The 22,601-nt window shown below is 57.4% G+C and carries 24 protein-coding genes and 1 pseudogene; 14 read left to right on the top strand and 11 right to left on the bottom strand.

Annotation, left to right across the window (positions count from 1 at the left end; all coding sequences use genetic code 11):
- Window positions 1-215, bottom strand: a 215-nt coding sequence (locus tag VHE58_01365; GenBank protein ID HVS25950.1) for a hypothetical protein, incomplete at its 3' end; no start/stop codon positions are given.
- A gap of 172 nt (window positions 216-387) precedes the next feature.
- Between VHE58_01365 and VHE58_01360 the strand changes: the two genes are divergently transcribed.
- From VHE58_01360 to VHE58_01340, 5 genes are read left to right on the top strand one after another with little or no spacing between them, the layout of a single operon-like run.
- Window positions 388-573 (top strand): hypothetical protein, encoded by a 186-nt coding sequence (locus VHE58_01360; GenBank protein HVS25949.1) that lies wholly within the window; start codon window positions 388-390, stop codon window positions 571-573.
- Window positions 560-2,122 (top strand): cytochrome ubiquinol oxidase subunit I, encoded by a 1,563-nt coding sequence (locus VHE58_01355; GenBank protein ID HVS25948.1) that lies wholly within the window; start codon window positions 560-562, stop codon window positions 2,120-2,122. The genes VHE58_01360 and VHE58_01355 overlap by 14 nt, the downstream gene beginning before the upstream one ends.
- A complete protein-coding gene (gene cydB / locus VHE58_01350) occupies window positions 2,119-3,261 on the top strand; it encodes a cytochrome d ubiquinol oxidase subunit II (protein HVS25947.1) in 1,143 nt (380 codons plus the stop codon). The genes VHE58_01355 and cydB overlap by 4 nt, the downstream gene beginning before the upstream one ends.
- A 9-nt stretch (window positions 3,262-3,270) precedes the next feature.
- On the top strand, window positions 3,271-3,387 hold the full coding sequence (cydX, locus tag VHE58_01345) for a cytochrome bd-I oxidase subunit CydX (GenBank protein ID HVS25946.1): 117 nt from the start codon (window positions 3,271-3,273) through the stop codon (window positions 3,385-3,387).
- Window positions 3,384-4,079 (top strand): haloacid dehalogenase type II, encoded by a 696-nt coding sequence (locus VHE58_01340; GenBank protein ID HVS25945.1) that lies wholly within the window; start codon window positions 3,384-3,386, stop codon window positions 4,077-4,079. Before cydX ends, VHE58_01340 begins: the two co-directional genes overlap by 4 nt.
- 160 nt (window positions 4,080-4,239) lie before the next feature.
- Here the strand turns inward: VHE58_01340 and VHE58_01335 are convergent, their stop codons facing one another.
- From VHE58_01335 to VHE58_01325, 3 genes are all read right to left on the bottom strand, one after another.
- Entirely contained in the window at window positions 4,240-4,779 is a 540-nt protein-coding gene (locus tag VHE58_01335; GenBank protein ID HVS25944.1) for a hypothetical protein, read from the bottom strand.
- Window positions 4,780-4,817: 38 nt separating this feature from the next.
- Window positions 4,818-5,681 (bottom strand): hypothetical protein, encoded by an 864-nt coding sequence (locus VHE58_01330; GenBank protein HVS25943.1) that lies wholly within the window; start codon window positions 5,679-5,681, stop codon window positions 4,818-4,820.
- A gap of 175 nt (window positions 5,682-5,856) precedes the next feature.
- Complete coding sequence (locus VHE58_01325) at window positions 5,857-6,078, bottom strand: CDGSH iron-sulfur domain-containing protein (GenBank protein HVS25942.1); 222 nt, start codon at window positions 6,076-6,078, stop codon at window positions 5,857-5,859.
- A gap of 230 nt (window positions 6,079-6,308) precedes the next feature.
- Between VHE58_01325 and nadC the strand changes: the two genes are divergently transcribed.
- Window positions 6,309-7,148, top strand: coding sequence for a carboxylating nicotinate-nucleotide diphosphorylase (gene nadC, locus VHE58_01320; GenBank protein HVS25941.1), 840 nt, complete (start codon window positions 6,309-6,311; stop codon window positions 7,146-7,148).
- Window positions 7,149-7,406: 258 nt separating this feature from the next.
- Here the strand turns inward: nadC and thrC are convergent, their stop codons facing one another.
- From thrC to alaC, 3 genes are all read right to left on the bottom strand, one after another.
- Complete coding sequence (gene thrC, locus VHE58_01315; GenBank protein ID HVS25940.1) at window positions 7,407-8,531, bottom strand: threonine synthase; 1,125 nt, start codon at window positions 8,529-8,531, stop codon at window positions 7,407-7,409.
- A 193-nt stretch (window positions 8,532-8,724) separates the two neighbouring features.
- Entirely contained in the window at window positions 8,725-10,041 is a 1,317-nt protein-coding gene (locus VHE58_01310; protein ID HVS25939.1) for a homoserine dehydrogenase, read from the bottom strand.
- A 118-nt stretch (window positions 10,042-10,159) separates the two neighbouring features.
- Window positions 10,160-11,344 (bottom strand): alanine transaminase, encoded by a 1,185-nt coding sequence (gene alaC, locus VHE58_01305; GenBank protein HVS25938.1) that lies wholly within the window; start codon window positions 11,342-11,344, stop codon window positions 10,160-10,162.
- 89 nt (window positions 11,345-11,433) lie between these two features.
- Between alaC and VHE58_01300 the strand changes: the two genes are divergently transcribed.
- From VHE58_01300 to VHE58_01275, 6 genes are all read left to right on the top strand, one after another.
- Complete coding sequence (locus VHE58_01300; GenBank protein ID HVS25937.1) at window positions 11,434-11,802, top strand: Mth938-like domain-containing protein; 369 nt, start codon at window positions 11,434-11,436, stop codon at window positions 11,800-11,802.
- Between the two features lie 80 nt (window positions 11,803-11,882).
- On the top strand, window positions 11,883-12,782 hold the full coding sequence (locus tag VHE58_01295; protein HVS25936.1) for a MoxR family ATPase: 900 nt from the start codon (window positions 11,883-11,885) through the stop codon (window positions 12,780-12,782).
- The gene (locus VHE58_01290) at window positions 12,779-13,777 is read left to right on the top strand and encodes a DUF58 domain-containing protein (GenBank protein HVS25935.1); all 999 of its coding nucleotides are present in this window, start codon (window positions 12,779-12,781) and stop codon (window positions 13,775-13,777) included. Before VHE58_01295 ends, VHE58_01290 begins: the two co-directional genes overlap by 4 nt.
- A complete protein-coding gene (locus VHE58_01285) occupies window positions 13,764-15,710 on the top strand; it encodes a DUF3488 and transglutaminase-like domain-containing protein (GenBank protein HVS25934.1) in 1,947 nt (648 codons plus the stop codon). The genes VHE58_01290 and VHE58_01285 overlap by 14 nt, the downstream gene beginning before the upstream one ends.
- Window positions 15,711-15,788: 78 nt before the next feature.
- A complete protein-coding gene (locus VHE58_01280; GenBank protein HVS25933.1) occupies window positions 15,789-15,989 on the top strand; it encodes a PAS domain S-box protein in 201 nt (66 codons plus the stop codon).
- Window positions 15,990-16,026: 37 nt separating this feature from the next.
- Window positions 16,027-16,344, top strand: coding sequence for a GGDEF domain-containing protein (locus VHE58_01275; GenBank protein ID HVS25932.1), 318 nt, complete (start codon window positions 16,027-16,029; stop codon window positions 16,342-16,344).
- Here VHE58_01275 and rpoS read toward each other — a convergent pair.
- From rpoS to surE, 4 genes are all read right to left on the bottom strand, one after another.
- Window positions 16,325-17,209 carry an RNA polymerase sigma factor RpoS gene (rpoS, locus tag VHE58_01270; GenBank protein ID HVS25931.1) on the bottom strand — a complete coding sequence of 295 codons (885 nt, stop codon included), beginning with the start codon at window positions 17,207-17,209 and terminating at the stop codon, window positions 16,325-16,327. The two genes, VHE58_01275 and rpoS, sit on opposite strands and share 20 nt — an antisense overlap.
- Window positions 17,210-17,250: 41 nt before the next feature.
- The gene (locus tag VHE58_01265; GenBank protein ID HVS25930.1) at window positions 17,251-18,219 is read right to left on the bottom strand and encodes a peptidoglycan DD-metalloendopeptidase family protein; all 969 of its coding nucleotides are present in this window, start codon (window positions 18,217-18,219) and stop codon (window positions 17,251-17,253) included.
- Window positions 18,219-18,875, bottom strand: a complete 657-nt coding sequence (locus VHE58_01260; GenBank protein ID HVS25929.1) for a protein-L-isoaspartate(D-aspartate) O-methyltransferase — start codon at window positions 18,873-18,875, stop codon at window positions 18,219-18,221. Before VHE58_01260 ends, VHE58_01265 begins: the two co-directional genes overlap by 1 nt.
- Before the next feature lie 260 nt (window positions 18,876-19,135).
- Complete coding sequence (surE, locus tag VHE58_01255) at window positions 19,136-19,897, bottom strand: 5'/3'-nucleotidase SurE (protein HVS25928.1); 762 nt, start codon at window positions 19,895-19,897, stop codon at window positions 19,136-19,138.
- Window positions 19,898-20,442: 545 nt separating this feature from the next.
- On the opposite strand from surE, the gene VHE58_01250 reads away from it, so the two are divergent.
- On the top strand, window positions 20,443-20,985 hold the full coding sequence (locus tag VHE58_01250; protein ID HVS25927.1) for a TlpA disulfide reductase family protein: 543 nt from the start codon (window positions 20,443-20,445) through the stop codon (window positions 20,983-20,985).
- A gap of 30 nt (window positions 20,986-21,015) precedes the next feature.
- Window positions 21,016-22,545 (top strand): annotated as a pseudogene (locus tag VHE58_01245) (ABC transporter substrate-binding protein).
- Window positions 22,546-22,601 lie beyond the last annotated feature (56 nt).

The raw sequence follows: 22,601 nt of genomic DNA, 5'->3' as shown, positions 1-22,601 counted from the left end.
TCCACGGGGCTGCGGCGTCGGCTTTCCGGGATGGGATGCGCGAAGCGAGCCGCGTCGAATAGCCGTTGCATATTCGCAAGGCGAGCGACAAAGCAGACCGCCCGGAAAGCCACGCCCCATCCGGGTTTGCACGAAAAATGCTCATCTGCTGCGTTGCGCTCCTCGGCATCGTAGTCCTGGCTACGACCTTCGTCGCGCGCCTTGCATCTGAGCATTTTTCGTGTCAAACGCGGCTCCCGGAGAGTTTTTCAACACCCTGTTAAGGATTCGCTGGCTAAATGGGGGGCAGATTCATGATTTCAACCCGTGAAGCACATAAGATTAACACCGTTCTTGAGCACGGTCGCTTCGGCTATAATTGAAAAAACCTTCAGGGCATGCCCAACCGTGAACAAAACCCGTTCCACCCTGGCGCGCGACATCACGCTGATGCTGATTATCAAGGCGATCGCGCTTTATCTCATCTGGCTCGCTTGGTTTTCCGGCCCTCAAGACAAGAAAACAGACGCCGTTGACGTTGGCAAAGCCCTGATCAGCCAGCCCGCGCAGGAATCCGCCCATGCCCAGCGCTGAAGTCGTCGAGCTGTCGCGGTTGCAGTTCGCGGTCACCGCGCTCTACCATTTCCTGTTCGTGCCGTTGACGCTGGGTTTGTCGTGGATCCTGGTCATCATGGAGTCCGTCTACGTGATGACCGGCAAGCCAGTTTACCGCGACATGACGCAGTTCTGGGGCAAGCTATTCGGCATCAACTTCGCCATGGGGGTGGCGACCGGCATCACCTTGGAATTCCAGTTCGGCACCAACTGGGCGTATTTCTCGCATTACGTCGGCGATATCTTCGGCGCGCCGCTCGCCCTGGAAGGACTGATGGCGTTCTTTCTCGAATCCACCTTTGTCGGGCTGTTTTTCTTCGGCTGGCAGAGGCTGACCAAAGTGCAGCATCTGGGCGTGACCTTCCTGGTGGCGCTTGGTTCCAACCTCTCGGCGCTGTGGATACTGATTGCCAATGCCTGGATGCAAAACCCGGTGGGCGCGGAATTCAATTATGAAACCATGCGCATGGAACTGGTGAGCTTCCCGCAGCTCTTCTTCAATCCGGTGGCGGGAGTGAAATTCGTGCACACCGTGGCTGCGGGTTATGTCACCGCCTCGCTATTTGTGCTCGGCATTTCCAGCTATTACCTGCTCAAACACCGCGACACCGGATTCGCCTTGCGCTCATTTGCCGTGGCAGCCGGGTTTGGGCTTGCTTCCACCCTTTCGGTCATTGTGCTGGGCGATGAAAGCGGCTACACCACCGGCGAAGTACAAAAAGTAAAGCTCGCGGTGATAGAGGCGGAATGGGAAACCGCGGCGCCGCCCGCGGCTTTCACCTTTTTCGGCATTCCCAACGATGAAAAAGAGCGCACCGATTACGCCCTACGAATCCCCTACGTGCTGGGGCTGATCGCCACCCGCTCGGTGGACGAGAAAGTGCTCGGCATCAAAGAGCTCAAGGCCGAACATTTGAAGCGCATAGACAGCGGCATCATTGCCTATGCCGCATTACAAAAGCTGCGCAGCGGCGACAAAAGCCAGGAAGTGCTGGAAACCTTTGCGAAGCACAAGGCCGACCTGGGCTATGGTTTGCTGCTCAAGAAATACACGCCTGGCGTGGTGGACGCCACGCTGGAACAGAAAGTGAAAGCCGCGAACGACACGATTCCGAAAGTGGCGCCCATCTTCTGGTCGTTCCGCATCATGGTGGGACTAGGAATCCTCTTTTTGTTTATCTTTTCTTGCGCTTTCTATTTCTGCGCCAGGCGCGATGTTCATCACCAGACCTGGCTGTTGAAGCTCGCGCTCTACTCCATCCCGCTGCCATGGATCGCGGCAGAGCTCGGTTGGATCGTCGCCGAATACGGCCGTCAGCCGTGGACCATTTCCGACGTGCTGCCGACTTTTTTGAGCACGTCCAATATCGAAGCGGGCAAGATTTATTTCAGCCTCGCCGGATTTATTTTCTTCTACACCTTCCTGCTCATCGTCGAACTGTATCTGATGTTCAAGTACGCGCGGCTGGGACCGAGCAGCCTGGGAACCGGCAACTACCACCACGAAGCTGCGGGAGCACGCGCATGATATTCGACTATGTGACGCTCAAATTTATCTGGTGGCTGTTCGTCGGCCTGCTGCTGATTGGTTTCGCCGTGATGGACGGTTTCGACATGGGCGTCGGAACGCTGCTCCCCTTCCTCGGCAAAAACGACGAAGAGCGCCGCGTCATCATCAACTCGGTGGGCGCGACCTGGGAAGGTAATCAGGTTTGGTTCATCACTGCCGGCGGCGCCATCTTCGCCGCCTGGCCGCTGGTCTATGCCGCGGCGTTTTCCGGTTTTTACATCGCCTTGATGCTCACCCTGTTCGCGCTGTTTTTCCGGCCGGTCGGTTTTGATTACCGCAGCAAACTGCAGGATCCGCGCTGGCGCAATGCCTGGGACTGGGGATTGTTTGCCGGCGGCAGCGTCCCGGCTTTGATTTTCGGCGTGGCATTCGGCAATCTCCTGCTGGGCGTGCCGTTTCATTACGACGCCGATTTGCGCGTGACCTACACCGGCTCGTTCTGGGCGCTGTTAAATCCGTTCGCGCTGTTGGCCGGGGTGGTAAGCCTTTCCATGCTCACCATGCACGGGGCGGTGTATCTGCAACACCGCAGCGAGGGCGAAATTTGCGCGCGCGCCAAGCAAGCCGTAAAGGTATCGGCCCTAGTGCTTGTTGTTGCTCTCGTGCTCGCAGGATTGTGGATTGCCAGCGGAATCGAAGGCTACAAAATAATTTCCATGCCTTCGCCGAATACCGCCTTCACCCCCCTTGCCAAGGTGGTGGAAAAATCCGCCGGCGCGTGGCTCAACAACTACACGCTTTATCCGTGGACCATCTTTGCGCCCATACTTGCAATCGGTGGAGCAATTCTTGCCTTACTGCTGTCCGCAACCAACCGCCCGGCAACCGCTTTTATTTTCAGCGCGCTGTCTGTTGCGGGGGTGATATTGACTGCGGGGCTGGCGATGTTTCCGTTCATCATGCCGTCTTCGACTTCCCCCAACAGCAGCCTGACGGCGTGGGACGCGGTCTCAAGCCACCGTACGCTTTCCATCATGTTCTGGGCCACCGTGGTTTTTCTGCCGCTGATTGCCGCTTACACCTCGTGGGTCTATCGCGTGCTGCGCGGCAAGATTACGGTGCAATCCATTCGTGATAATGAGCATACTTCATATTAAGGTCTGAACATGTGGTATTTCACTTGGATTTTGGGGATTGGCGTGGCGCTGGCTTTCGGCATCATCAACGTGATGTGGCTGGAAGCGGAATATTTCGCCAAGGAAGACCAACAGAAGAAAAAGTGACCCGCAAACTGCCAATCAAGGCGCTGGTGTTCGATGCCTATGGCACATTGTTCGACGTGCATTCGGTGATCGCGCTGTGCGATGAGCTTTTCCCCGGTCAGGGCGCGCAATTAAGCCAGACCTGGCGCGCCAAGCAATTAGAATACACGTGGCTGAAAAGCTTGATGGGAAGGTACGAGAATTTCGAAAAAGTCACCGAAGCGGCGCTCAAATTCGCCTGCAAGTCGCTGAAGCTGGATTGCCCGCCGCAATCGCGCAAGCGCCTGATGCAGGCTTATCTGCATCTTGAGCCTTATCCTGAGGTGAAAGAAGCGCTAGCCGCGCTTTCGCATTACAAGCTCGCAATACTTTCTAATGGCTCGCCCAAAATGCTCAAGGCGGTGGTCAAAAACAACGGCCTCGCCAAAACCTTCGACGCTGTAATCAGCGTGGATGAAGTAAAAATCTTCAAGCCTGATCCGAAGGTGTACCAGCTTGCGACGAAAAAACTGAAAGTACCCAAAAACAACATTGGTTTCGTTTCTTCCAACTTCTGGGATATCTGCGGCGCCGCTTCTTTCGGCTTCCGCACTTTCTGGATCAACCGCGGCGGCAATCCCCAGGACGAATTGGGCTTCAAGCCCTACGCCGTAGTAACCCGTCTCACCGACCTAATTGACATTGCGAAAAACCAGGCACTTCGTCTAAATTAAAAATAATTCAAATCTGACACCTTTGATTTTCAAAAGACTGCAAACGCGTCGCGTTCCCTATTCATGTGCAAGATAAGGTGAAGCTAATCGTCCACCGGAGTACGCAGCGCGTAGGGAATCAGCAAACACAACTTGCTGGCGGTCCGGGTTGAACGAAATGTTAATCATCTTGCGCGTCAAGAGAGTTCAGATACTTTCGTGCAAGGTCGTTAAATTCCGCTCTCGCGTCTCGGTAAACAACAAGCTTCTGTTCGTATGCTTGATCAATTGGAATGTTGTATGACTTTGGCATTTCGAGTGTAGCGTTCCATAGGGCTACTGCAGCGTTTGTTAGTGGCTCATCTCCAAGAAGAGTAACGAGCTGGCAACTGTAAACAAATTTGTCATTGGCTTGCGACGCGGCTTGGTGCATATCGGGTGTCAGTTTGGTTATGTATTCGCTTTGCTTGCGAACGTACTCATGCGAACTCGCCATAAGGTCAGCAAGCGCCCCCTTGATCTCATTGTATCTCTCGACTCGCAGTGCCCTATTATGGTCTTGCTTCTTCGCGGTGTCAGCGCGATTCAAACGCTCTGATTCACGAGAATGTTCATAGTCTCGATCCTTGACTTGAGTATGTCGTGACCAAAATGCAATTGCCGCAGCGGCGATCAATGGTCCAAGCACAGCCCACACCTTCAAGAGGGTATCCCAGTTCATGGCGGTTGATTCTGTCATAAGATGTTTAACGTTCAGAGTCACGCGCGCCGCTTGCGGCGCGTCCCCTGCATTGCTTTGTTGGGAGGCACACCCATCGTTTCTGGTATGGGATTCGAGCGCTCTTTGAGCCAGAGAGGCAAGAGATACGACAGCGGAATTCCAACTACGCTCAGCACCAGACCCCCAAGGGAAATCTCAGGGCCGTAGCGGCTTGCAAAAGAGGGGTCAAACTCGGATACCGAGAAGCCCGCCAAGAAATCTTCAAACGGGAGAAAAAATAGCAGGCCCAAGCTCAGATACGCGAATGCCGTAGGTAGCACTGCGCTGGAATGGCGTGTCGAGAGCCAGTGTAGCGAACCGAGCAATGCGACGGTTGAGCACACAATCCAAATGAAGACGCCGGACCATGTACGGAAAGTCGAGCCACCAAACGGAGTCGTGAGAGTGAGAAAATCGCTCTTTAGCGAGGCAAACACAGCGTCGACCTGCTCCGGCGAGCGACCCTCAACCGTCAGTTTGCGATCGTGGTCATAGAAGAGAAGTGAGACCGTGGCGACAGGAACCGCATCGAGAGCATAGGCGGAGGCCGTGTACACCAGTTCGCTGGTGACCTTCGGCACCTTGGCTTTAGATCCCTGCAGTTGGTGTCCGGAGACTTCCACTTGAAACTCGCCGTGCTTGAGGCGAAGCTTTTCAGTGAAAGGACGAGTCGCAGATACTGCATTGGCAGACGTCATGAGTGATGCCGACTTGTCTAACACGGATTGCAGGTTCAAATACGTGATTCGGATCGGCGGGAGCGATGCTGACTTGGTGTATATAGGCTCGTCAGCCGAGGCGACACTGCATAGCGCCACTGCGCAGAAAAACCAGAGAAAGATAAAGGTTCGCGCGAGGCTCATGTCCAAACCCGTGACTCCCAACTAGATATAGACACCCGAAAAGGTGTAATTAATTGCCCCATATAGCGGGGTATGCCGTCATCCTATAACAGAATCAAGGCGAAGATACACGTTTAAAACATCCTGACAAAAGCACACAAGGGTCGGGGACGATTTTTTCGCTATAACAATTCACTTAGGCGCAGCGCATGCCGGGGAATTCGTCCTTCGCTTCCTTGCGGTTGCCCTGCTCGTCGTACCAGTAAAGCTTGTTGGGGTCTTCGGTTTTCGTAGTCTTGTGCGTGCCGTCGCAAAACGGCTGGTTTTTGGAAAGCCCGCAGCCGCAGATGTATTTGGCCTCGCTGCCAACAACCACCGGGTAGGGGCCGCTTCTAGTGCGTTTCACCAGTCTCGCCATAAAACCTCCTTAAATCACTTAGCCGTTCACTTCCGCTTCCCATCCCTCAATCGGGTAGAATCATTCCTACGTATTAAGGCGAAATAATGTAACCGAATACCGTTCGTGCTGAGTGTTTCCCGTTCATCCTTCGATTGCAGCAGGCGTGCACTCAGGACGAACGGGAAACGTATCAAAGCATGAATGGTATTCGCATATTTTCGTACCTATAGTAATGATAGAGGATAACAATGAATTTATCATCCGCAATCCGAGAAAACGTGAAAGCGGCGCTCAAGGAGGACTTGGGCGGCGGCGATATGACCGCGCGTCTGATTCCCGCTAATGCGCGCGCCAAGGCGACGGTCATCACCCGCGAGGCAGCGGTGCTATGCGGCACGGCGTGGTTTGAGGCGTGTTTCAGGAAACTCGATCCCAAAGTGAAAATCCGCTGGGCAGCCCACGACGGCGACGACATCCAGGCGGGACAGGCGCTTTGTGAAATCAACGGAAGAGCGCGCGCGATGCTCACTGCCGAGCGTCCCGCCCTTAATTTCCTGCAAATGCTTTCCGCCACTGCAACGCTCACCCGGCGCTACGTCAAGGCGGTCAAAGGCGCTCAGGCCGCAATCATGGACACGCGCAAGACCTTGCCCGGTTTGCGCATCGCTCAAAAATATGCGGTGAGAGTGGGCGGCGGGAAAAACCAGCGCATCGGCTTGTTTGACGGCATCCTCATCAAGGAAAACCACATCGCCGCCGCGGGCGGGATCACACAGGCGCTGCAACAAGCAAAAAAGTTGGCAAAGCCCGGAGTGTCAATTCAAATCGAGGTGGAGAATTTGCAACAACTGAAAGAAGCGTTGAGCGCGGGCGCGAAACTCATTCTGCTCGACAACCTTAATCTTGAGCAACTGCGCGAAGCGGCGCGCATTACTGGAAAGCGCGCCCAACTCGAAGCTTCGGGCGGGGTTAATCTGGATAACCTGCGGGCGATTGCCGAAACCGGAGTGGATAGAATTTCCATCGGCAGCCTGACCAAGGATGTCAAAGCCATCGATTTATCCATGCGCTTTCAAGTAAACAAGTAAAATTCGCCGGGGGCAGCCCGGCGGCTGGATTCTTTCTTTTGCTTGCCCAAAAGAAAGAAACCAAAGAAAAAGGCACCCTGCTTCGCCGTCCTTCGGATACTCTCCGTTCCTCGCCAAGTGGGGCGGCTGCGCAACTCGCACGATCCGCTTCGCGGCCACGTGCTCAAACAGTGCTCGCCGAAGTCTCCCGGCTTGTCTGTGGTACTCGGCGGCTCAGAAGGGGCAAAAGAACAACAACAGCAACCCTGAGTAGCCGAACTATTTCGGCATATTCGCAGCAATCACTTTTTCGATTGCTTCGCGAGTCGCTTCAACGTTGACCGGCTTGCCGCTTTGCGTGATCGCAGTGTCCGGGTCTTTCAGCCCATGGCCGGTGAGCGTGCAGACAATCACCGCGCCTTCGCCGATTCGCCCTTGCTCTAAATCCTTGAGCACGCCAGTCACCGAAGTCGCGGAAGAAGGCTCGCAGAACACACCCTCCACTTGCGCCAGCAGCTTTTGCACGCGAAGAATTTCCTCATCGGTGCATTCGGCAAACCAGCCGCCGGATTCTTCCTTCACTTTCCACGCCTGTTGCCACGACACCGGGTTGCCGATGCGGATGGCAGTCGCCACGGTTTCCGGATTTTTCACCGGCCCGCCGCGCAGGAAAGGCGCTGCGCCGGAAGCCTGGTAGCCCAGCATGATGGGGCGATGGGTCGCGATTTTGCTTTTGTGATAAGCACATTGGCCGTTGCAAAAGGCACAAGCGGCGGTGTTTTCGCAGACGGCTTCGGAGTAACCAATCCAGTGCGCGGTGATGTTGCCGGCGTTGCCCACCGGCAGCGCATGGTAATCCGGCGCATCTCCAAGCTCCTCGATGATTTCAAACGCCGCGGTTTTCTGTCCCTGCAAGCGGTAGGGATTGACCGAATTCACCAGCGTAACTGGAAGTTTCGCCGCGATTTCCTGCACCAGCTTCATGCCGTCGTCGAAATTGCCCTTGATCTGAATCACCAGCGAGCCGTGCATCATCGCCTGCGAAAGCTTCCCCAAAGCGATCTTGCCTTCGGGGATCACCACGAAACACGCAATGCCCGCGCGCGCCGCATACGCCGCAGCCGCCGCTGAAGTATTGCCCGTTGAGGCACAGATAATTGCCTTGGCGCCTGCTTCCACCGCTTTGGTCACAGCCAGCGTCATGCCGCGGTCCTTGAACGACCCGGTGGGATTCAAGCCTTCGAACTTGGCGTAGAGCCTGACGTTCTTCTTGATGATGCGCGGCAGGTTCTTGAGCTCGATCAGCCGCGTACCGCCCTCGCACAGGGAAACCACCGGCGTGTTTTCTGAAACCGGCAGGCGCTCGCGATAGCGCGCGATGACTCCGTTGTAACGATTGGACATACCTAAAACCCTTTTTTCACCGCAGAGGACGCAGAGAGCGCAGAGGAAGACAAAACAAAATGATTCTGGTTTTCCTCAGCGTCCTCAACCCTCACCTCAATCCTCTCCCAGAGGGAGAGGAGACCATTGTTCTCTCTCCCCTTGGGAGAGAGATAGAGAGAGGGATTCGGTTTGTACTCCGCGGTTAAAGATTCTAATTTCTATTCAACTCTTCCAGCCGGATGCGGGTGACCTTGCCGGAAATGGTGGAAAGCTTTTCGATTTTCCTGATCGCGGCATTGATGCGTTTCTCCACGGTTTCGTGCGTGAGCATGATGATGTCCACCTGCTCCTCGCCTTCGCTCGGCTCCTTTTGCACCATGGCGTCAATCGAAATCCCCGAATCGGCGAGAATGCGGGTGATGTCGGCCAGCACCCCCGGCTTGTCGAAAACGCGCAGGCGCAGATAATAAGAAGTCTGCACTTCCGATATCGGCAGGATGGGCGTATCGGTGAGCGCATCCGGCTGAAACGCGAGATGCGGCACGCGGTGCTTGCGGTCCGCGGTGTACATGCGGGTCACGTCCACCAAATCCGCCACTACGGCGGAAGCGGTCGGTTCCGCTCCGGCGCCGGCGCCGTAATACAGGGTGGCGCCCGCCGCGTCGCCTTTCACCAGCACTGCGTTCATCACGCCTTCCACGTTGGCGATGAGACGCCGCGCCGGAATCAGCGTCGGGTGCACGCGCAGTTCAATGCCTTTCGGCGTGCGTTTGGTGATGCCGAGGAGTTTAATCCGGTAGCCCAGTTCTTCGGCATAACGGATGTCCTCGCGAGTGAGTTTAGAGATGCCTTCAGTGTAAACCTTGTCGAACTGCATCGGAATGCCGAAGCTGATCGCCGCCAGAATGGTGAGCTTGTGCGCGGCGTCAATCCCTTCGATATCGAAAGTCGGGTCGGCTTCGGCGTAGCCCAGCGCCTGCGCCTGCCTAAGCGCCGCGTCGAAGCTCACGCCCTTCTCGCGCATCTGCGAGAGGATGTAATTGCTGGTGCCGTTGATGATGCCGGCGATCCACTCCACGCGGTTGGCGGTCAGGCCTTCGCGCAGCGCCTTGATGATGGGAATGCCGCCCGCCACCGCTGCTTCGAACGCCACCATTACCCCGTGCTTTTGCGCGGCGGCGAAAATCTCGTTGCCGTGCTTAGCCAGCAGCGCCTTGTTAGCGGTGACCACATGCTTGCCGTTCTCAATCGCTTTGAGAATGAATTTTTTCGCCACCGTAGTGCCGCCAATCAGCTCCACCACGATGTCAATCTCGGGATGCCTGATTACTTCCATCGCATCGCCCGTCACCACGGCATTTTTGCCGGCGATCTTGCGCGCCTTTGCCACATCCTTGTCGGCAATCATCCTGATGACGATGCCGCGCCCGGCACGACGGGTGATTTCCTTTTGGTTGCGCCGCAGAACGGTGAACGTGCCGCCGCCCACGGTGCCGATACCTAGCAGTCCTACATTAATTGGCTTCATAAACTTAAAATCCTTTTGCCACAGAGGGCACAGAGAACACCCGAATTTCCCAAGCTAAAAATGAATCCTGAATTAATCTTTTCTACGTGACCTCTGTGTGCTCTGTGGCTAACCGGTTTTATAACAACCCATCCTTCCGAAACATGTCTTTGATGCCGCGCAATGCTTGTCTTGTCCTCGCCTCGTTCTCAATGAGTGAAAACCGCACATGGTCATCGCCGTGCGCGCCAAACCCGACGCCAGGCGATACCGCGACTTTGGCGTCAGCGAGCAGCTTCTTGGAAAACTCGAGCGAACCCATATTGCGATAGGCTTCGGGAATCCGCGCCCAGACGAACATGGTAGCCTTGGGCGTTTGCACCTGCCAGTTTGCCGCCTGCAGGCTCTTGCACAGCACGTCGCGGCGGTTTTGATAAGTCCGGCGGATTTCCTCCACGCAGTCCTGCGGCCCCTCCAGCGCCACGATGGAAGCCACCTGGATCGGCGTAAACGTGCCGTAGTCATGGTAGCTCTTCATGCGCGCGAGCGCCGATACCAGTTTTTTGTTGCCGACCATGAAGCCTACGCGCCAGCCGGGCATGTTGTAGCTTTTCGACAGCGTGAAAAACTCCACCGCGGCGTCACGCGCGCCCGGCACCTGCATGATGGAAGGCGCCTTATAGCCGTCGAACACGATATCGGCGTACGCCAAATCATTCACCACGTAAATCCCGTACTCTTTCGCCAGCGCGATGATTTTTTCGAAGAATAACAGTTCCACGCACTGCGTAGTCGGGTTGCTCGGAAAATTGATGATGAGGAGCTTCGGCTTCGGATACGAATCCTTGAGCGCTTTTTCCAGATCGGCAAAGAAATCGACGCCCGGCGTGATGCGCACATGGCGGATATCGGCGCCGGCGATTACCGGGCCGTAAATATGAACGGGATAACTCGGGTTCGGCACCAGCACAATGTCGCCGCCGTCCAGCGTTGCCAAAGCGAGATGAGAAATCCCCTCTTTCGAGCCGATGGTGACAATCGCTTCCGAATCGGGATCAAACTCGACGTTGAAGCGCGCCTTGTACCAGTTGCATATGGCGCGGCGCAGCCGCGGAATGCCCTTGGACACCGAGTAACGATGGGTACCCGGGCGCTGCACGGTTTCAATCAGCTTGTCGACGATGTGCCTGGGCGTCGCGCCGTCGGGATTGCCCATGCCGAAGTCGATGATATCCTCGCCGCGCTTCCGCGCCGCCGCCTTGAGTTCGGCAGTGATGTTAAACACATAAGGAGGAAGACGCTGGATGCGTGAAAATTCCTGCATGTTTGTGACAAATATCAAATCTTTGAAGGTTTGACAAAAAGGTATAATCTTACCCGACCGGTCACCCTGCCGCAATTGGACTTGTGCTGATGAAACTGCACCTCGCCACCGCGAGCGCCGAAAACCGTTTCACCGGATATGGTGAAGGCTATGTCCTGGTCAACAACGTGCGCCACGAAAAGAACCTCGTCGTGCTGCCCGAACGCCTGATGGAATGGGAGGTTACCGCATTTGAAGCACTCAGCCAGAAGCACTTTGAGTTTCTGATGAACCTCGCGCCCGAAATCGTGCTGTTGGGAACAGGTCCGCGCTTGCGTTTTCCGCATCCGGGACTGTCGAGATCATTGGTTAACGCAAAAATCGGCCTTGAAGTCATGGACACGCGCGCGGCCTGCCGCACTTACAACATCCTCGTTGCGGAAGGACGCAAGGTCGCCGCGGCTTTGCTGCTCGGCTGAGAAAAACTTTTTAACAACCCAAAATCGCCCAATTCATGCAACCACATCTGCTACCCCAAGGCTCCAAAATTTCGCAGCCGATGGACCGCATTATCAATCAGGTGAGCCAGATCATCCTCGGCAAGGACCGGCAAATCCGCTTGGCGCTGGCCTGCCTACTGGCGCGTGGCCATTTGCTGATTGAAGACCTGCCGGGAGTGGGCAAAACCACGCTGGCGCATGCGCTGGCGCGCTCGCTGGGGCTGGAATTCCACCGCATCCAGTTCACCAGCGACATGCTGCCGGCGGACATTCTCGGGGTTTCGATTTTCGACCGTAACACCGGGGCGTTCAAGTTTCATCCCGGGCCGGTGTTCGCGCAGGTGGTGCTCGCCGACGAAATCAACCGCGCCACGCCCAAGACCCAAAGTGCGCTGCTGGAAGCGATGGAAGAGCACCAGGCCACCACCGAAGGCGAAACGCGCCCGCTGCCCGAGCCCTTTTTCGTCATTGCCACGCAAAATCCTTCGCATCTGGTCGGCACTTTCCCGCTGCCGGAATCGCAGCTTGACCGCTTTCTCATGCGCATCAAGCTGGGTTACCCCGACAAGCAGGCGGAGCGCGCGCTGCTCAAGGGCAGCGAGCGGCGCGACATGATTACCCATTTAACTCCCTGCGTGAATGTGGCCGAACTTTTGGAGTTGCAGCAAAAAGTAAGAGCGGTGCATGCTTCCGATGCGCTCACCGATTATTTGCAGGCGTTGATTAACCACACCCGCCAATCGCCGCTGTTTGTGACGGGTTTGAGTCCGCGCGCGGGGCTCGCGCTTCTGCATTCGGCGCGTGCCTGGGCGCTGATGCACGGACGCCATCAGGTGCTGCCGGAAGACGTGCAGACGGTGCTGCCCAGCGTGGCCGGCCACCGGTTGCACCCCGCAGCCGAACACGCGCGCGGCAAGAATTTGGCCGAGAGCCTCATCAGCGCGGTCGCGATACCTTGAAAGTCTGGCTACGCCAGATGCTGCTCGCGCTCAAAAATCATCTGAACAGCTTTCTCAACGATTGGCTGTTCCGGCTCAAAGGGCCGGAAGCCGTTGCGGTTCTCACCCAGCGCCGCGTATTCATACTGCCCACCCGCCAGGGGCTGCTGTTCGGGCTGTTGCTGCTGCTGCTCCTCATTGGCTCCATCAATTACAACCTGAGCCTGGGTTATATCCTCACCTTCTTGCTGGCGGCCATGGCGAACCTGTCCATGCTGCACGCGTTTCGCAATCTGGCGGGACTGCAGGTGCGCCCCGGCAAAGCCGATCCGGTTTTCGCCGGAGAAGACGCAAGTTTCGGCGTGTGCCTGGACAATCAGCGCCTGCTGCCGCGCTACTCCATCGGGATAGCTTGCAACCGGCGGGAACCGGTCTATTGCGATGTCTCCCCCCATGCCGGCACCGTCGCGGCACTAAACATTCCATCAAAGCGGCGCGGCTGGCTCAAGCCCGGACGTTTCACGCTGTTCACACGCCATCCTCTCGGGTTGTTTCGCGCCTGGTCGTATGTGGAGCTCGACATGCGCTGCCTGGTTTACCCTCAGCCTGAAGCTGCGCATTTGCCGCCACCCGTAATGCAAGCCAAGCCGGGGGAAGGCCTCGAGCATGGCCAGGGCTGCGACGATTTCACCGGTTTGCGTCCGCATCAGCCCAGCGATTCGCCGCGGCATATCGCATGGAAAGCGGTGGCGCGCGACCACGGCCTGCTCACCAAGCAATTCATCGGCCGGGCGGACGCCGAACTTTGGCTCGACTGGAACGAGCTGCCCGCCTCCCTCGACGAGGAACAGAAGCTTTCGCGCTTGTGCCGCTGGGCGCTGGATGCGGAAAGCGCGGGCTTAAGCTACGGCCTGCGTCTGCCGGGGAGAGAAATCCAGCCGACGCACGGCGAGCTGCACCAGCAGCAATGCCTGGAAGCGCTGGCCTTGTTTGGACTGGATGATGCAGCAGCTTGAATTACGCCACTGGGTTTGGCTTTTGGCGGGCCTTGGCATGGTAATGGCGCCGCATGTCGAACGGCTGCCAATATGGATTCCGCTCGCCGCCGGCGCGCTGATGCTGTGGCGGTTTTATATGGGGCTGCGCCGGCAGCCGTTGTTGCCGAAATGGCTGCTGTTCCTCCTGGCTATTGCCGCTTTTGCCGGGATTTATTTGAGCTACACCAGGATCTTCGGGCGCGATACCGGTGTGGCGCTGCTGATGCTGCTGGTGGGGCTCAAGCTCATGGAAACTCAAACCATCCGCGACGCCACGCTGGTTTTCTTCATCGGCTATTTTCTGGTCATCACCAATTTTCTCTACTCGCAAACCATAACCACCGGGCTTTACATGCTGTTGGTAGTGCTGGTGCTGACCGCAGCACTCTTGGAACTCAACCGTGCAACCGGCGCCTATGGCGTGAAGCAAAGCCTCAAGCTTGCCGGCGCCCTGCTGCTTCAGGCGATACCGTTAATGGTGGTGCTGTTCCTGCTTTTTCCGCGCATCCAAGGCCCTCTGTGGGGTTTGCCGCAGGACGCTTATTCCGGCATTACCGGTTTAAGCGACACCATGTCGCCCGGCTCGCTTAGTGAGTTGACCCTGTCTGATGCGGTTGCTTTTCGAGTTAAATTCGACGGGCTTGCGCCCAAAGCTTCGACGCTGTATTGGCGCGGGCCGGTGTTGTGGCGCTTCGACGGCCGCACCTGGTCGGCGGGACGATTCACTTCAGGCGAGCCGCCGCAATGGAAAGGCTTAGGCCAATCGCTGCGCTACACGGTGACGCTGGAACCGCATAACAGGAACTGGCTGTTTGCGCTCGACCTAGCCGACATCGCGCCACCGCAGGCGAAGATTTCCCGTGATTTTCAGGTGCTGGCGAATGCTCCGGTGCGCAATCGGCTGCGCTATGAGGTGGTGTCTTATCCCGACTACCGCGCGGGCGTGGAGGAGCAAGCGGATGAATTAAGGCGCGCGCTGCAGCTCCCGCGCGGCTACAATCCTCGTGCTCGCGCATTGGCCGAATCCTGGCGGCAAACTCTGGCCGACGATGCCGCCGTGATTAAACGAGCATTGAAAATGTTCAGCAGCGAGAAGTTTTTCTATACTCTGCAGGCGCCTTTGCTGGGAGAGGATTCGGTGGATGAATTCCTGTTCGATACCAAGCGCGGCTTTTGCGAGCACTATGCCTCAAGCTTTGCGTTCCTGATGCGCGTGGCGGGGATTCCTGCGCGCGTCGTCACCGGCTACCAGGGCGGGATACTTAACGATCTCGGCGACTACCTCATCGTCGGCCAGGCGGACGCGCACGCCTGGACCGAAGTGTGGCTCAAAGACCGGGGCTGGGTGCGGGTTGATCCGACTGCGGCGGTCTCGCCCTTGCGGGTCGAAGCCGGCATCGCCGCCGCCGTGCCGAAGACCGATCCCCTGCCATTGCTGGTGCGACAGGATTTGCAATGGTTGCGCCAGGCGCGCTTGATCTGGGATGCGATGGCGAACAACTGGAACCAATGGGTGCTAGGCTACAACCCGCAGCGCCAAAAACAGTTTTTGTCGGATCTGGGCATGAGCGAAGCCACCTGGCAAAACATGGCGATTGCCCTACTTGTCGCCGCCGGCCTGGTCATGCTAGGGTTGGCCGGAATGATCTTGTGGCGTCTCAAAGCCACCGCCACCGACCCGGTGCAGAAAGCCTACTCCAAATTCTGCGGCAAGCTAGCCAAGCACGGCCTGCCGCGCCACCCGGCGGAAGGACCACAGGATTACGCGCTGCGGCTTGCGCAAGCCAAACCGCGGCAGACTGAACCGATACGCAGCATCAGCGAACTCTATATTGCGTTGCGTTACGGCACTCTGGCTGGCAAACCGGCAGTGCAGCGTTTGCGGCAGCTGGTAAGCGAGTTTGAACCTTGAATAGGGTGATGCGGTGGACAAGGACGGAGTCATCACTATCAATCAAGCAGGCGCCATCGAATCGTTTAATTCCGGCGCATCAAGATATTTGGCTACTCTGCCGACGAAATCATTGGGAAAAATATCAAAATACTAATGCCGGAAGACGGGTCTGTTTCTTCCGCATGCGGTATGGAGCGATACCTCAAAACCGGCGAAGTGCATGTGCCGGGCAAAAGCGGGACGGAGTTCTGGGGGCGGCGCAAGGACGGCTCGGTCTTTCAACTGGAAATGGACTGAGATACGCATCGGGAAAAACCGGATTATCGTCTGGGTGATGCGCGATATCAGCGAGCGGAGATGGTCTGAGGCAGAGCTCATCCGGGCCAAGGAACGGTTGCACCAGCCGGATGATGCGAGGCGTATCGCCGAAAAAATCATTAGTGCCTTGCGCCCGGCATTCTCACTTGAGCATTGCCAGGTCAACGCCACTGCCAGCATCGGCATCACGTTCTTTTCCGGCAGCACGGACATAAGCGGCGATACGCTGGTCAAGATGGCGGACGGCGCCATGTACCAGGCCAAGCAGAAGGAGCGCAATAACTACGAGGTATACCAGTACCGCGCCTCAGGCTCTACAGCAGAACGTCCTTAGACACGCCCTTGCGCTTGAGTATCTTGCGCAGGCTGTAAAGCGCCTCGATCTGGATCTGCCGCACCCGCTCGCGGGTGAGATCCAGGCTCTCCGCCAGTTGCTCAAGGGTGGAGATTTCGTAACCGTTCAGCCCGTAGCGATGCTCAATCACCCGCCGCTGTTTTTCGTTCAACTGGTCGAGCCACTCCCGCACGTAGTTTTCCAGTTCCGAGTACTCGAACCTGACATCGGGCGTGGGGTTGTTTTCATCGGGGATGGACTCGCCGATGGAAAGCATGGGATCAATATCCAGCGGCGCATCTAGCGAGGCCACGCGCTCGTTAAGCAACAGCATCTTGCGCACGTCTTCCACCGACCAGCCGAGCAGATGCGCCACGTCCTCGTTGGTCGGCTCGCGCTCACAATGCGTCTCGAGATGGCGCAGCGCGCGCAGCACGATGTTGAGCTCCTTGATGATGTGCACCGGCAGCCGGATAGTGCGCGACTGGTTCATGATGGCGCGTTCGATGTTCTGGCGGATCCACCACGTGGCATAGGTGGAAAAGCGGAAACCTCGTTCCGGGTCGAATTTCTCCAGCGCGTGAATCAGACCCAGATTGCCCTCTTCAATGAGATCGAGCAGCGCCATGCCGCGATGCACATAGTGCTTGGCGATGTTCACCACCAGGCGCAGGTTGTGCTCGATCATCTTCTGCCGCGCCTTGAAATCGCCCTGCTTGGCAAGCCGCGCGTAGCGCAATTCGTCTTCCGCCGAAAGCAGCGCGTTCTGGCCGATTTCATTGAGATAAATCTGCGTGACGTCGGACAGCACGTCGGCGGTGAAGTGGTCCACTTCCGCCACAGGTTCCTCGGCTGGCACCGCCATGCCTTCGTCGAGCGGCTCGTCTTCAGGGGAAAAATTGTTGTTCATGATGTTTTATCGCTGGCCGGGCCGGGCAGGTATTTGGCCGGATCAACCGGTTTGCCCAGACGCCGGATTTCAAAATGCAGCTTCACCTGGTCGGCGTCGGTATTGCCCATCTCGGCAATTTTCTGGCCCTTGACCACCGTTTGCCCCTCTTTCACCAGAATCTCGCTGTTGTGCGCGTAGGCGCTGAAATAGACATCGTTGTGCTTGATGATAATCAGTTTCCCGTAGCCGCGTAAATTGCCGCCGCTATAGATCACCCTGCCGGCCGCGCCGGCATACACCGGCTGCCCCAGCTTGCCGGCGATGTCCACGCCCTTGAGATTGGCGCTCTCACTGTAACCGGAAACAATTTTGCCTTTCGCCGGCCAGCCCCAGTCAATGCCATCCACGATGGAGCTTGCCGGCGCCGCCGCCTTGACTTCCGGTTTGACCTCTTCCGGCGGCCCGGTCATGGTGCGCGCGGTTTCGGGTTTTTGCAATTGGGCGAGGGTCTGGTCGGAATACGGAAGCTTCACCGCCTTGGGTTCGGATTTCACAAAGCCCGGGGGCGGGAGCGGCTTGGCTTCGATGATGTCGCCCGCTACCGGCTGGCCCTCCACTCCCGGCGTCACCTGCAAGGGGGCCGTCACGGCTGCATCCGGCGGCGGCGTGAGACGCAATTGCTGGCCGGCGCTGATCGTCGCCGGATTATCCATGTTGTTCCATTGCGCCAAATCCTTGTAATCCAGCCCGTGCTCCAGCGCGATGCTGTAGAGCGTATCACCTTTCTGCACGGTATAAGACTCGGGACGCCAGTCGCCTTCCTGTTTGGCGACAGGTTTGGCTTCGGCTAAAGGTTTGGCGGCTTCTCTGGCCTGGGGTGATTTTTCGATTACCGGCACCCTGCCCGGTGCGCTGATACAGCCCGCAATCATCAGCGCCGTCAAAAACAGCCAGCTATTTTTCACCAACAAGGGATGCTTCATCACTCCATCCCGGGCCGCAGCGGCACGAATTTCACCGCTTCCAAAACTGTCTGCGTGCAACCTTGCGAGTTGCGCTCGATGACACACAACTTTTGTTCCTGGATTCCCATCGGCAGAACCATTCTACCACCAACCATCAGCTGCTCGAGCAGCGGCGCCGGCACATAGGTGGCGGCGGCGGCGACGATAATCGCGTCAAAAGGCGCGGCATCGGGAAAACCGCCGTGGCCGTCCGCCAGCCGCACGCGCACGTTGCTGATGCGCAACTCATGCAACCGTCGCTTTGCCTTGGTGGACAGCGAAGCAATGCGCTCGAGGGAATACACTTCATCGGCGAGGCGCGCCAGCACGGCCGCTTGGTAACCGCAACCGGTGCCGACTTCCAGCGCACGTTTCAACGGCTTGCCGCCGCGCAACAGTTCCAGCATGCGCGCCACGGTGTACGGGCTGGAAATGGTCTGACCAAAGCCCAGCGGCAGCGAGACATCCTCATAAGCGCGGCTCGCCAGCGCCTCGTCCACGAAAATGTGGCGCGGCACCGTCGCCATGGCGGTGAGCACCATCTCGTCAAGTATGCCCTGGCTGCGCAGGCGCTCCACCATGCGCGTACGCGTGCGCTCCGAAGTCATGCCGATGCCGGAGTGCCGCGCGGTCATGCTACAGAGCCTCTAACACCATAAAACACATTTGCGTTGCTGGCCCAAAAGATGTGGATGCAAGGCGTAAGGGCGCAGCGCTACTCCGTAGTAACGCCAGCCCGAGCAACACCGCAGACGCGCTTTTGGGCCGCAACCCGTAGGGACGGCGCGGAGGAGCTCAAGGCATACCTTTGTCGCTCGCTGCTGGTTTAGCCCCACTAAACGGCGCGGCTCGCTTCGCGGCCTGCTCTTGATCCCGCGCTGTCGCAATATGCGTTTCATGGTGTTAGAGGCTCTCTACTCTCAAGCCAGAGCTTGAGGCTTTCCATCTGCGCAAACTGGGTGAGATCAATCTGCAGCGGCGTGACCGACACTTTGTTTTGCGCCACGGCGTGAAAATCGGTGCCGGCGCCGGCATCCTGCACCCCGCCCGCCGCGCCCACCCAGTACACCGTCTCACCGCGCGGATTGCGGGTTTTTACTACCGGCTCCGCCTTGTGGCGCCGGCCGAGCCGGGTGATTTCAAGCCCATTGAGTTTGGAATACTCAACATCCGGCACGTTGACGTTAAGCAGCACCGGCTGGGAATGGGGGCGTTTTTCGAAGCGCTTGACGATTTCCACGGCGACTTGCGCCGCGGTGGCGTAATGTACCGCGGAATGGGTGACCAGCGACACCGCCAGCGAAGGAATGCCAAGCAGAAAGCCCTCGGTCGCCGCCGCCACGGTGCCGGAATAAATCGTGTCATCGCCCATGTTGGCGCCGTCGTTGATGCCGGAAATCACCATGTCGGGCAATCGCTCCAGCATGCCGGTCACCGCCAGATGCACGCAATCGGTGGGCGTGCCATTCACGTAGTAAAAACCGCCTTGGGACTGGTGCAGGCTCAGCGGCCGGTCGAGAGTGAGGGAGTTGCTGGCGCCGCTGCTGTCGCGCTCCGGCGCCACCACCGTGACTTCGGCGATGCGCGACAGCGTCACGGCGAGCATGGCGAGCCCCGGTGCAAAATAGCCGTCGTCGTTACTGAGCAGGATGCGCATGAGGATTCGAGTTTAGTGTTGAGCGTTTAGTGTTTAACTCTGAACCCTGAACTCCGAACTCTAAACTCAAATGTTGGTCGGGGCGGCGAGATTCGAACTCGCGACCACTTGCACCCCATCTGCATCATAGCATCGGGGCATTTTATCAATCAATGCCTTGCAACGCTCGCCATTTCTAAAATTAGTACTAGACAGTCTTAAAAAGCTTCACAAAGCTTAAAAGTGGTTACGTGATGGTTACGTTGGTTCTAATGTTTCTGTTTCCGTGGCTCCCCGACCAAGGCAAAACTGGGCACTGGTAGGTATTGGTCGGAATAGTCGAGTGTACCCATTGGCGCGATTATAGCAGCCGCTTTGCCTCCGGGCGGAAGCCGCTTGAGCCGGAATACCTTCACTACGCAGAATTCCGGAAAACGGATATCGGCAGGGTGAAGCGCAAACATCCAAAGAGCAATTTTCAGCGTACTGCTTTCATGGTAGGATGAAATTACGCCCGCAAATCGTGCGGGCTAGTTTACCCATTTGAATTAAAAGCGGAATCACCCATGAGTGGCACGCTGCGCCCAGCGAGAAAAATTTTCACCGCCTTGGCGGGTATCGCCTTGATTACTGGGTTCATCGGTAATATCGCCGCACCGCTCCCTTTCGCGTCCGCTCAAGAGCTTTCCTCCGACCCGGTTTTCGCTTCGAACTTCAAGGATTTCGGCCGCAAAATGCAGCCCTTGAGCCAGTGGAAGGGCAAGACCCTGGTCGTGAATTTCTGGGCCACCTGGTGCAAAACCTGCCTCACCGAGATTCCCGAGCTCATCAAGATCTACGACAAATACCGCTCGCGCGACGTAGTGATTGTGGGCGTCGCGGTGGACAACGCCGACAAGGTCGAAAAATTCACCAAGGAGCACGGCATCAGTTACCCGATTGTTTACGGCGGCGCCGAGGTGGTGAATCTTTCAAAGCAAATGGGCAATAAAGTCGGGGGGCTCCCGTTCAGCATCGTGATTGACGCTAAGGGCAAGGTGGTATCCACCTTTCTTGGGGAAATTCCCAAAGGCAAGCTCGAACAGATTTTGCAGCAGTTGGTAGGTTAGCAGTTGTTGTTTAACTTGAAGAAGGAGGAGATGGCCATGTTACCCGTTCAGAAGTTCAAGAAAAAACTGACCGGCCTCGCAGCGGCAATGGCGATAGGCTTCACGCTCGCCTCGCCGTCCGCGCTGGCAGTCAGCGGCAACACCATTACCGTCGTCGATCCCTCTCCCGTGAACTGGCTCTGGATTACCTGGAACACCATGGAAGAACTGGTGCGCGTGGACAAGGACGGCCGGATGGTGGCGAACCTGGCGGAAAGCTGGAAATGGGTGGACGATAAAACGCTCGAAGTGAAACTGCGCAAAGGTGTCAAGTTTCATGACGGCGAAAAGTTCACCGGCCAGATGTTCCGCCGCAGCTTTGACGAAGTACAGCGCTGGGAGAACCCGCATCCGCCGGGCGCGTTTTTGAATTACGCCAAGGGCGCCAAGCTCGACGTGATTGACGCCCACACCGTACGCTTTACCTTCCCCAAGACTGACGGTTCCACGTTCATGAAGCTGCGCGGCATGCACGTTGGCAGCACGCGCTTCTGGAACGAACTCGGCTTTATCGACGAGAAGACCGGTAAAGCCGAAGCGCATTGGTGAGTGATTGACGCAGCCGGTCCGTGGGGGACTGGCCCGTTTATGTTGAAAGACGGCGTGTCGACGCTGGAAAAGCGCGCACCCGTTGTCACTCTGGTGCCCAATCCGAACTATTGGAACAAGGGGCGCATGCCGAAAGCTACAATGCAGTTCGACAACGTGATTTCCAAGTCGGAAGCGCTGGATGAGGTGATGAAAGGCGGCAAGGTCGACATCGTCACCGAGCTCACGCCCGCCGAGGCGGCGCAAGTCAGGAAGAGCAAGAACGCCCACGTGGTCAAGAGCAAGGCCAAGACGGTTCTGGTCGGCGTGTTCAACCAAGAGTCGTCCAGCTCGAAGTGGAACGACGCACGTCTGCGCAAGGCCATCAACCTGGCGGTTGACCGCCGCACGGTGGTGAAGGACGGCATGGGCGGCTACGGCACGGTCATCGGTTCCATGATCATACCCGGCCAATTCGCCTCCACCCCGAGCATGAAGCCCTATGGCTACAACCCGGCCGCGGCGAAGCAGGCTCTGAGCCGGGCCGGCGTCAGCAGCATCACCATCGTCTCCGATGACGGCCACAGGGGCGTCGCCGATGTCATTGCCAAGAGCATGGAAAAGGCCGGCGTGTCGGTCAATATCGTGGGCGAAGCCAAGGGTGACTGGGACATCATGCTGGTTGAGCACTTCGACTGGTCGCCTAATTTCCCGGTCGGCGTGGTGTACCGCGAGTTCTTCGGCGAGGACGGCGGCTTCCGCAAGGGGCCGGTCGATCCAAAGCTGGGGGCCCTGATCGCGAAGACCTACGCGACGAGCAGCCTGGCGAAACAGGAGCAACTGACGCGTGAAATTGACAGCTATGTGCACACCAACGCGCAAGTGCTGTTCCTGCCCTCGCCCTCCAAGCTCTACGCGGTGAGTAACAAGGTGAATTTTGTGCCTTACAAGACCACCGTGCTCGAGCTGGCTGAAACGACGATCAAGAAGTAGCCTGTCAGGCGTTCTGTAAAGAGCCCGTGCAGGCGCACGGGCTCTTTTTTTGTGGA

The organism is Burkholderiales bacterium, assembly GCA_035543335.1.
Lineage (GTDB): Bacteria > Pseudomonadota > Gammaproteobacteria > Burkholderiales > JAHFRG01 > JAHFRG01.
The sequence above is the reverse complement of the archived record's forward strand: the minus strand, read 5'-3'. Positions and strand labels throughout refer to the sequence as shown.

What these genes read in the sequence shown, in the direction of transcription:
- VHE58_01355 (HVS25948.1), top strand. Translation starts at nt 560, where the DNA reads ATGCCCAGCGCTGAAGTCGTCGAGCTGTCGCGGTTGCAGTTCGCGGTC.
- cydB (HVS25947.1), top strand. Translation starts at nt 2,119, where the DNA reads ATGATATTCGACTATGTGACGCTCAAATTTATCTGGTGGCTGTTCGTC.
- cydX (HVS25946.1), top strand. Translation starts at nt 3,271, where the DNA reads ATGTGGTATTTCACTTGGATTTTGGGGATTGGCGTGGCGCTGGCTTTC.
- VHE58_01335 (HVS25944.1), bottom strand. Translation starts at nt 4,779, where the DNA reads ATGAACTGGGATACCCTCTTGAAGGTGTGGGCTGTGCTTGGACCATTG.
- VHE58_01330 (HVS25943.1), bottom strand. Translation starts at nt 5,681, where the DNA reads ATGAGCCTCGCGCGAACCTTTATCTTTCTCTGGTTTTTCTGCGCAGTG.
- VHE58_01325 (HVS25942.1), bottom strand. Translation starts at nt 6,078, where the DNA reads ATGGCGAGACTGGTGAAACGCACTAGAAGCGGCCCCTACCCGGTGGTT.
- nadC (HVS25941.1), top strand. Translation starts at nt 6,309, where the DNA reads ATGAATTTATCATCCGCAATCCGAGAAAACGTGAAAGCGGCGCTCAAG.
- thrC (HVS25940.1), bottom strand. Translation starts at nt 8,531, where the DNA reads ATGTCCAATCGTTACAACGGAGTCATCGCGCGCTATCGCGAGCGCCTG.
- VHE58_01310 (HVS25939.1), bottom strand. Translation starts at nt 10,041, where the DNA reads ATGAAGCCAATTAATGTAGGACTGCTAGGTATCGGCACCGTGGGCGGC.
- alaC (HVS25938.1), bottom strand. Translation starts at nt 11,344, where the DNA reads ATGCAGGAATTTTCACGCATCCAGCGTCTTCCTCCTTATGTGTTTAAC.
- VHE58_01300 (HVS25937.1), top strand. Translation starts at nt 11,434, where the DNA reads ATGAAACTGCACCTCGCCACCGCGAGCGCCGAAAACCGTTTCACCGGA.
- VHE58_01295 (HVS25936.1), top strand. Translation starts at nt 11,883, where the DNA reads ATGGACCGCATTATCAATCAGGTGAGCCAGATCATCCTCGGCAAGGAC.
- VHE58_01285 (HVS25934.1), top strand. Translation starts at nt 13,764, where the DNA reads ATGCAGCAGCTTGAATTACGCCACTGGGTTTGGCTTTTGGCGGGCCTT.
- VHE58_01275 (HVS25932.1), top strand. Translation starts at nt 16,027, where the DNA reads ATGCGCGATATCAGCGAGCGGAGATGGTCTGAGGCAGAGCTCATCCGG.
- rpoS (HVS25931.1), bottom strand. Translation starts at nt 17,209, where the DNA reads ATGGCGGTGCCAGCCGAGGAACCTGTGGCGGAAGTGGACCACTTCACC.
- VHE58_01265 (HVS25930.1), bottom strand. Translation starts at nt 18,219, where the DNA reads ATGAAGCATCCCTTGTTGGTGAAAAATAGCTGGCTGTTTTTGACGGCG.
- VHE58_01260 (HVS25929.1), bottom strand. Translation starts at nt 18,875, where the DNA reads ATGACCGCGCGGCACTCCGGCATCGGCATGACTTCGGAGCGCACGCGT.
- surE (HVS25928.1), bottom strand. Translation starts at nt 19,897, where the DNA reads ATGCGCATCCTGCTCAGTAACGACGACGGCTATTTTGCACCGGGGCTC.
- VHE58_01250 (HVS25927.1), top strand. Translation starts at nt 20,443, where the DNA reads ATGAGTGGCACGCTGCGCCCAGCGAGAAAAATTTTCACCGCCTTGGCG.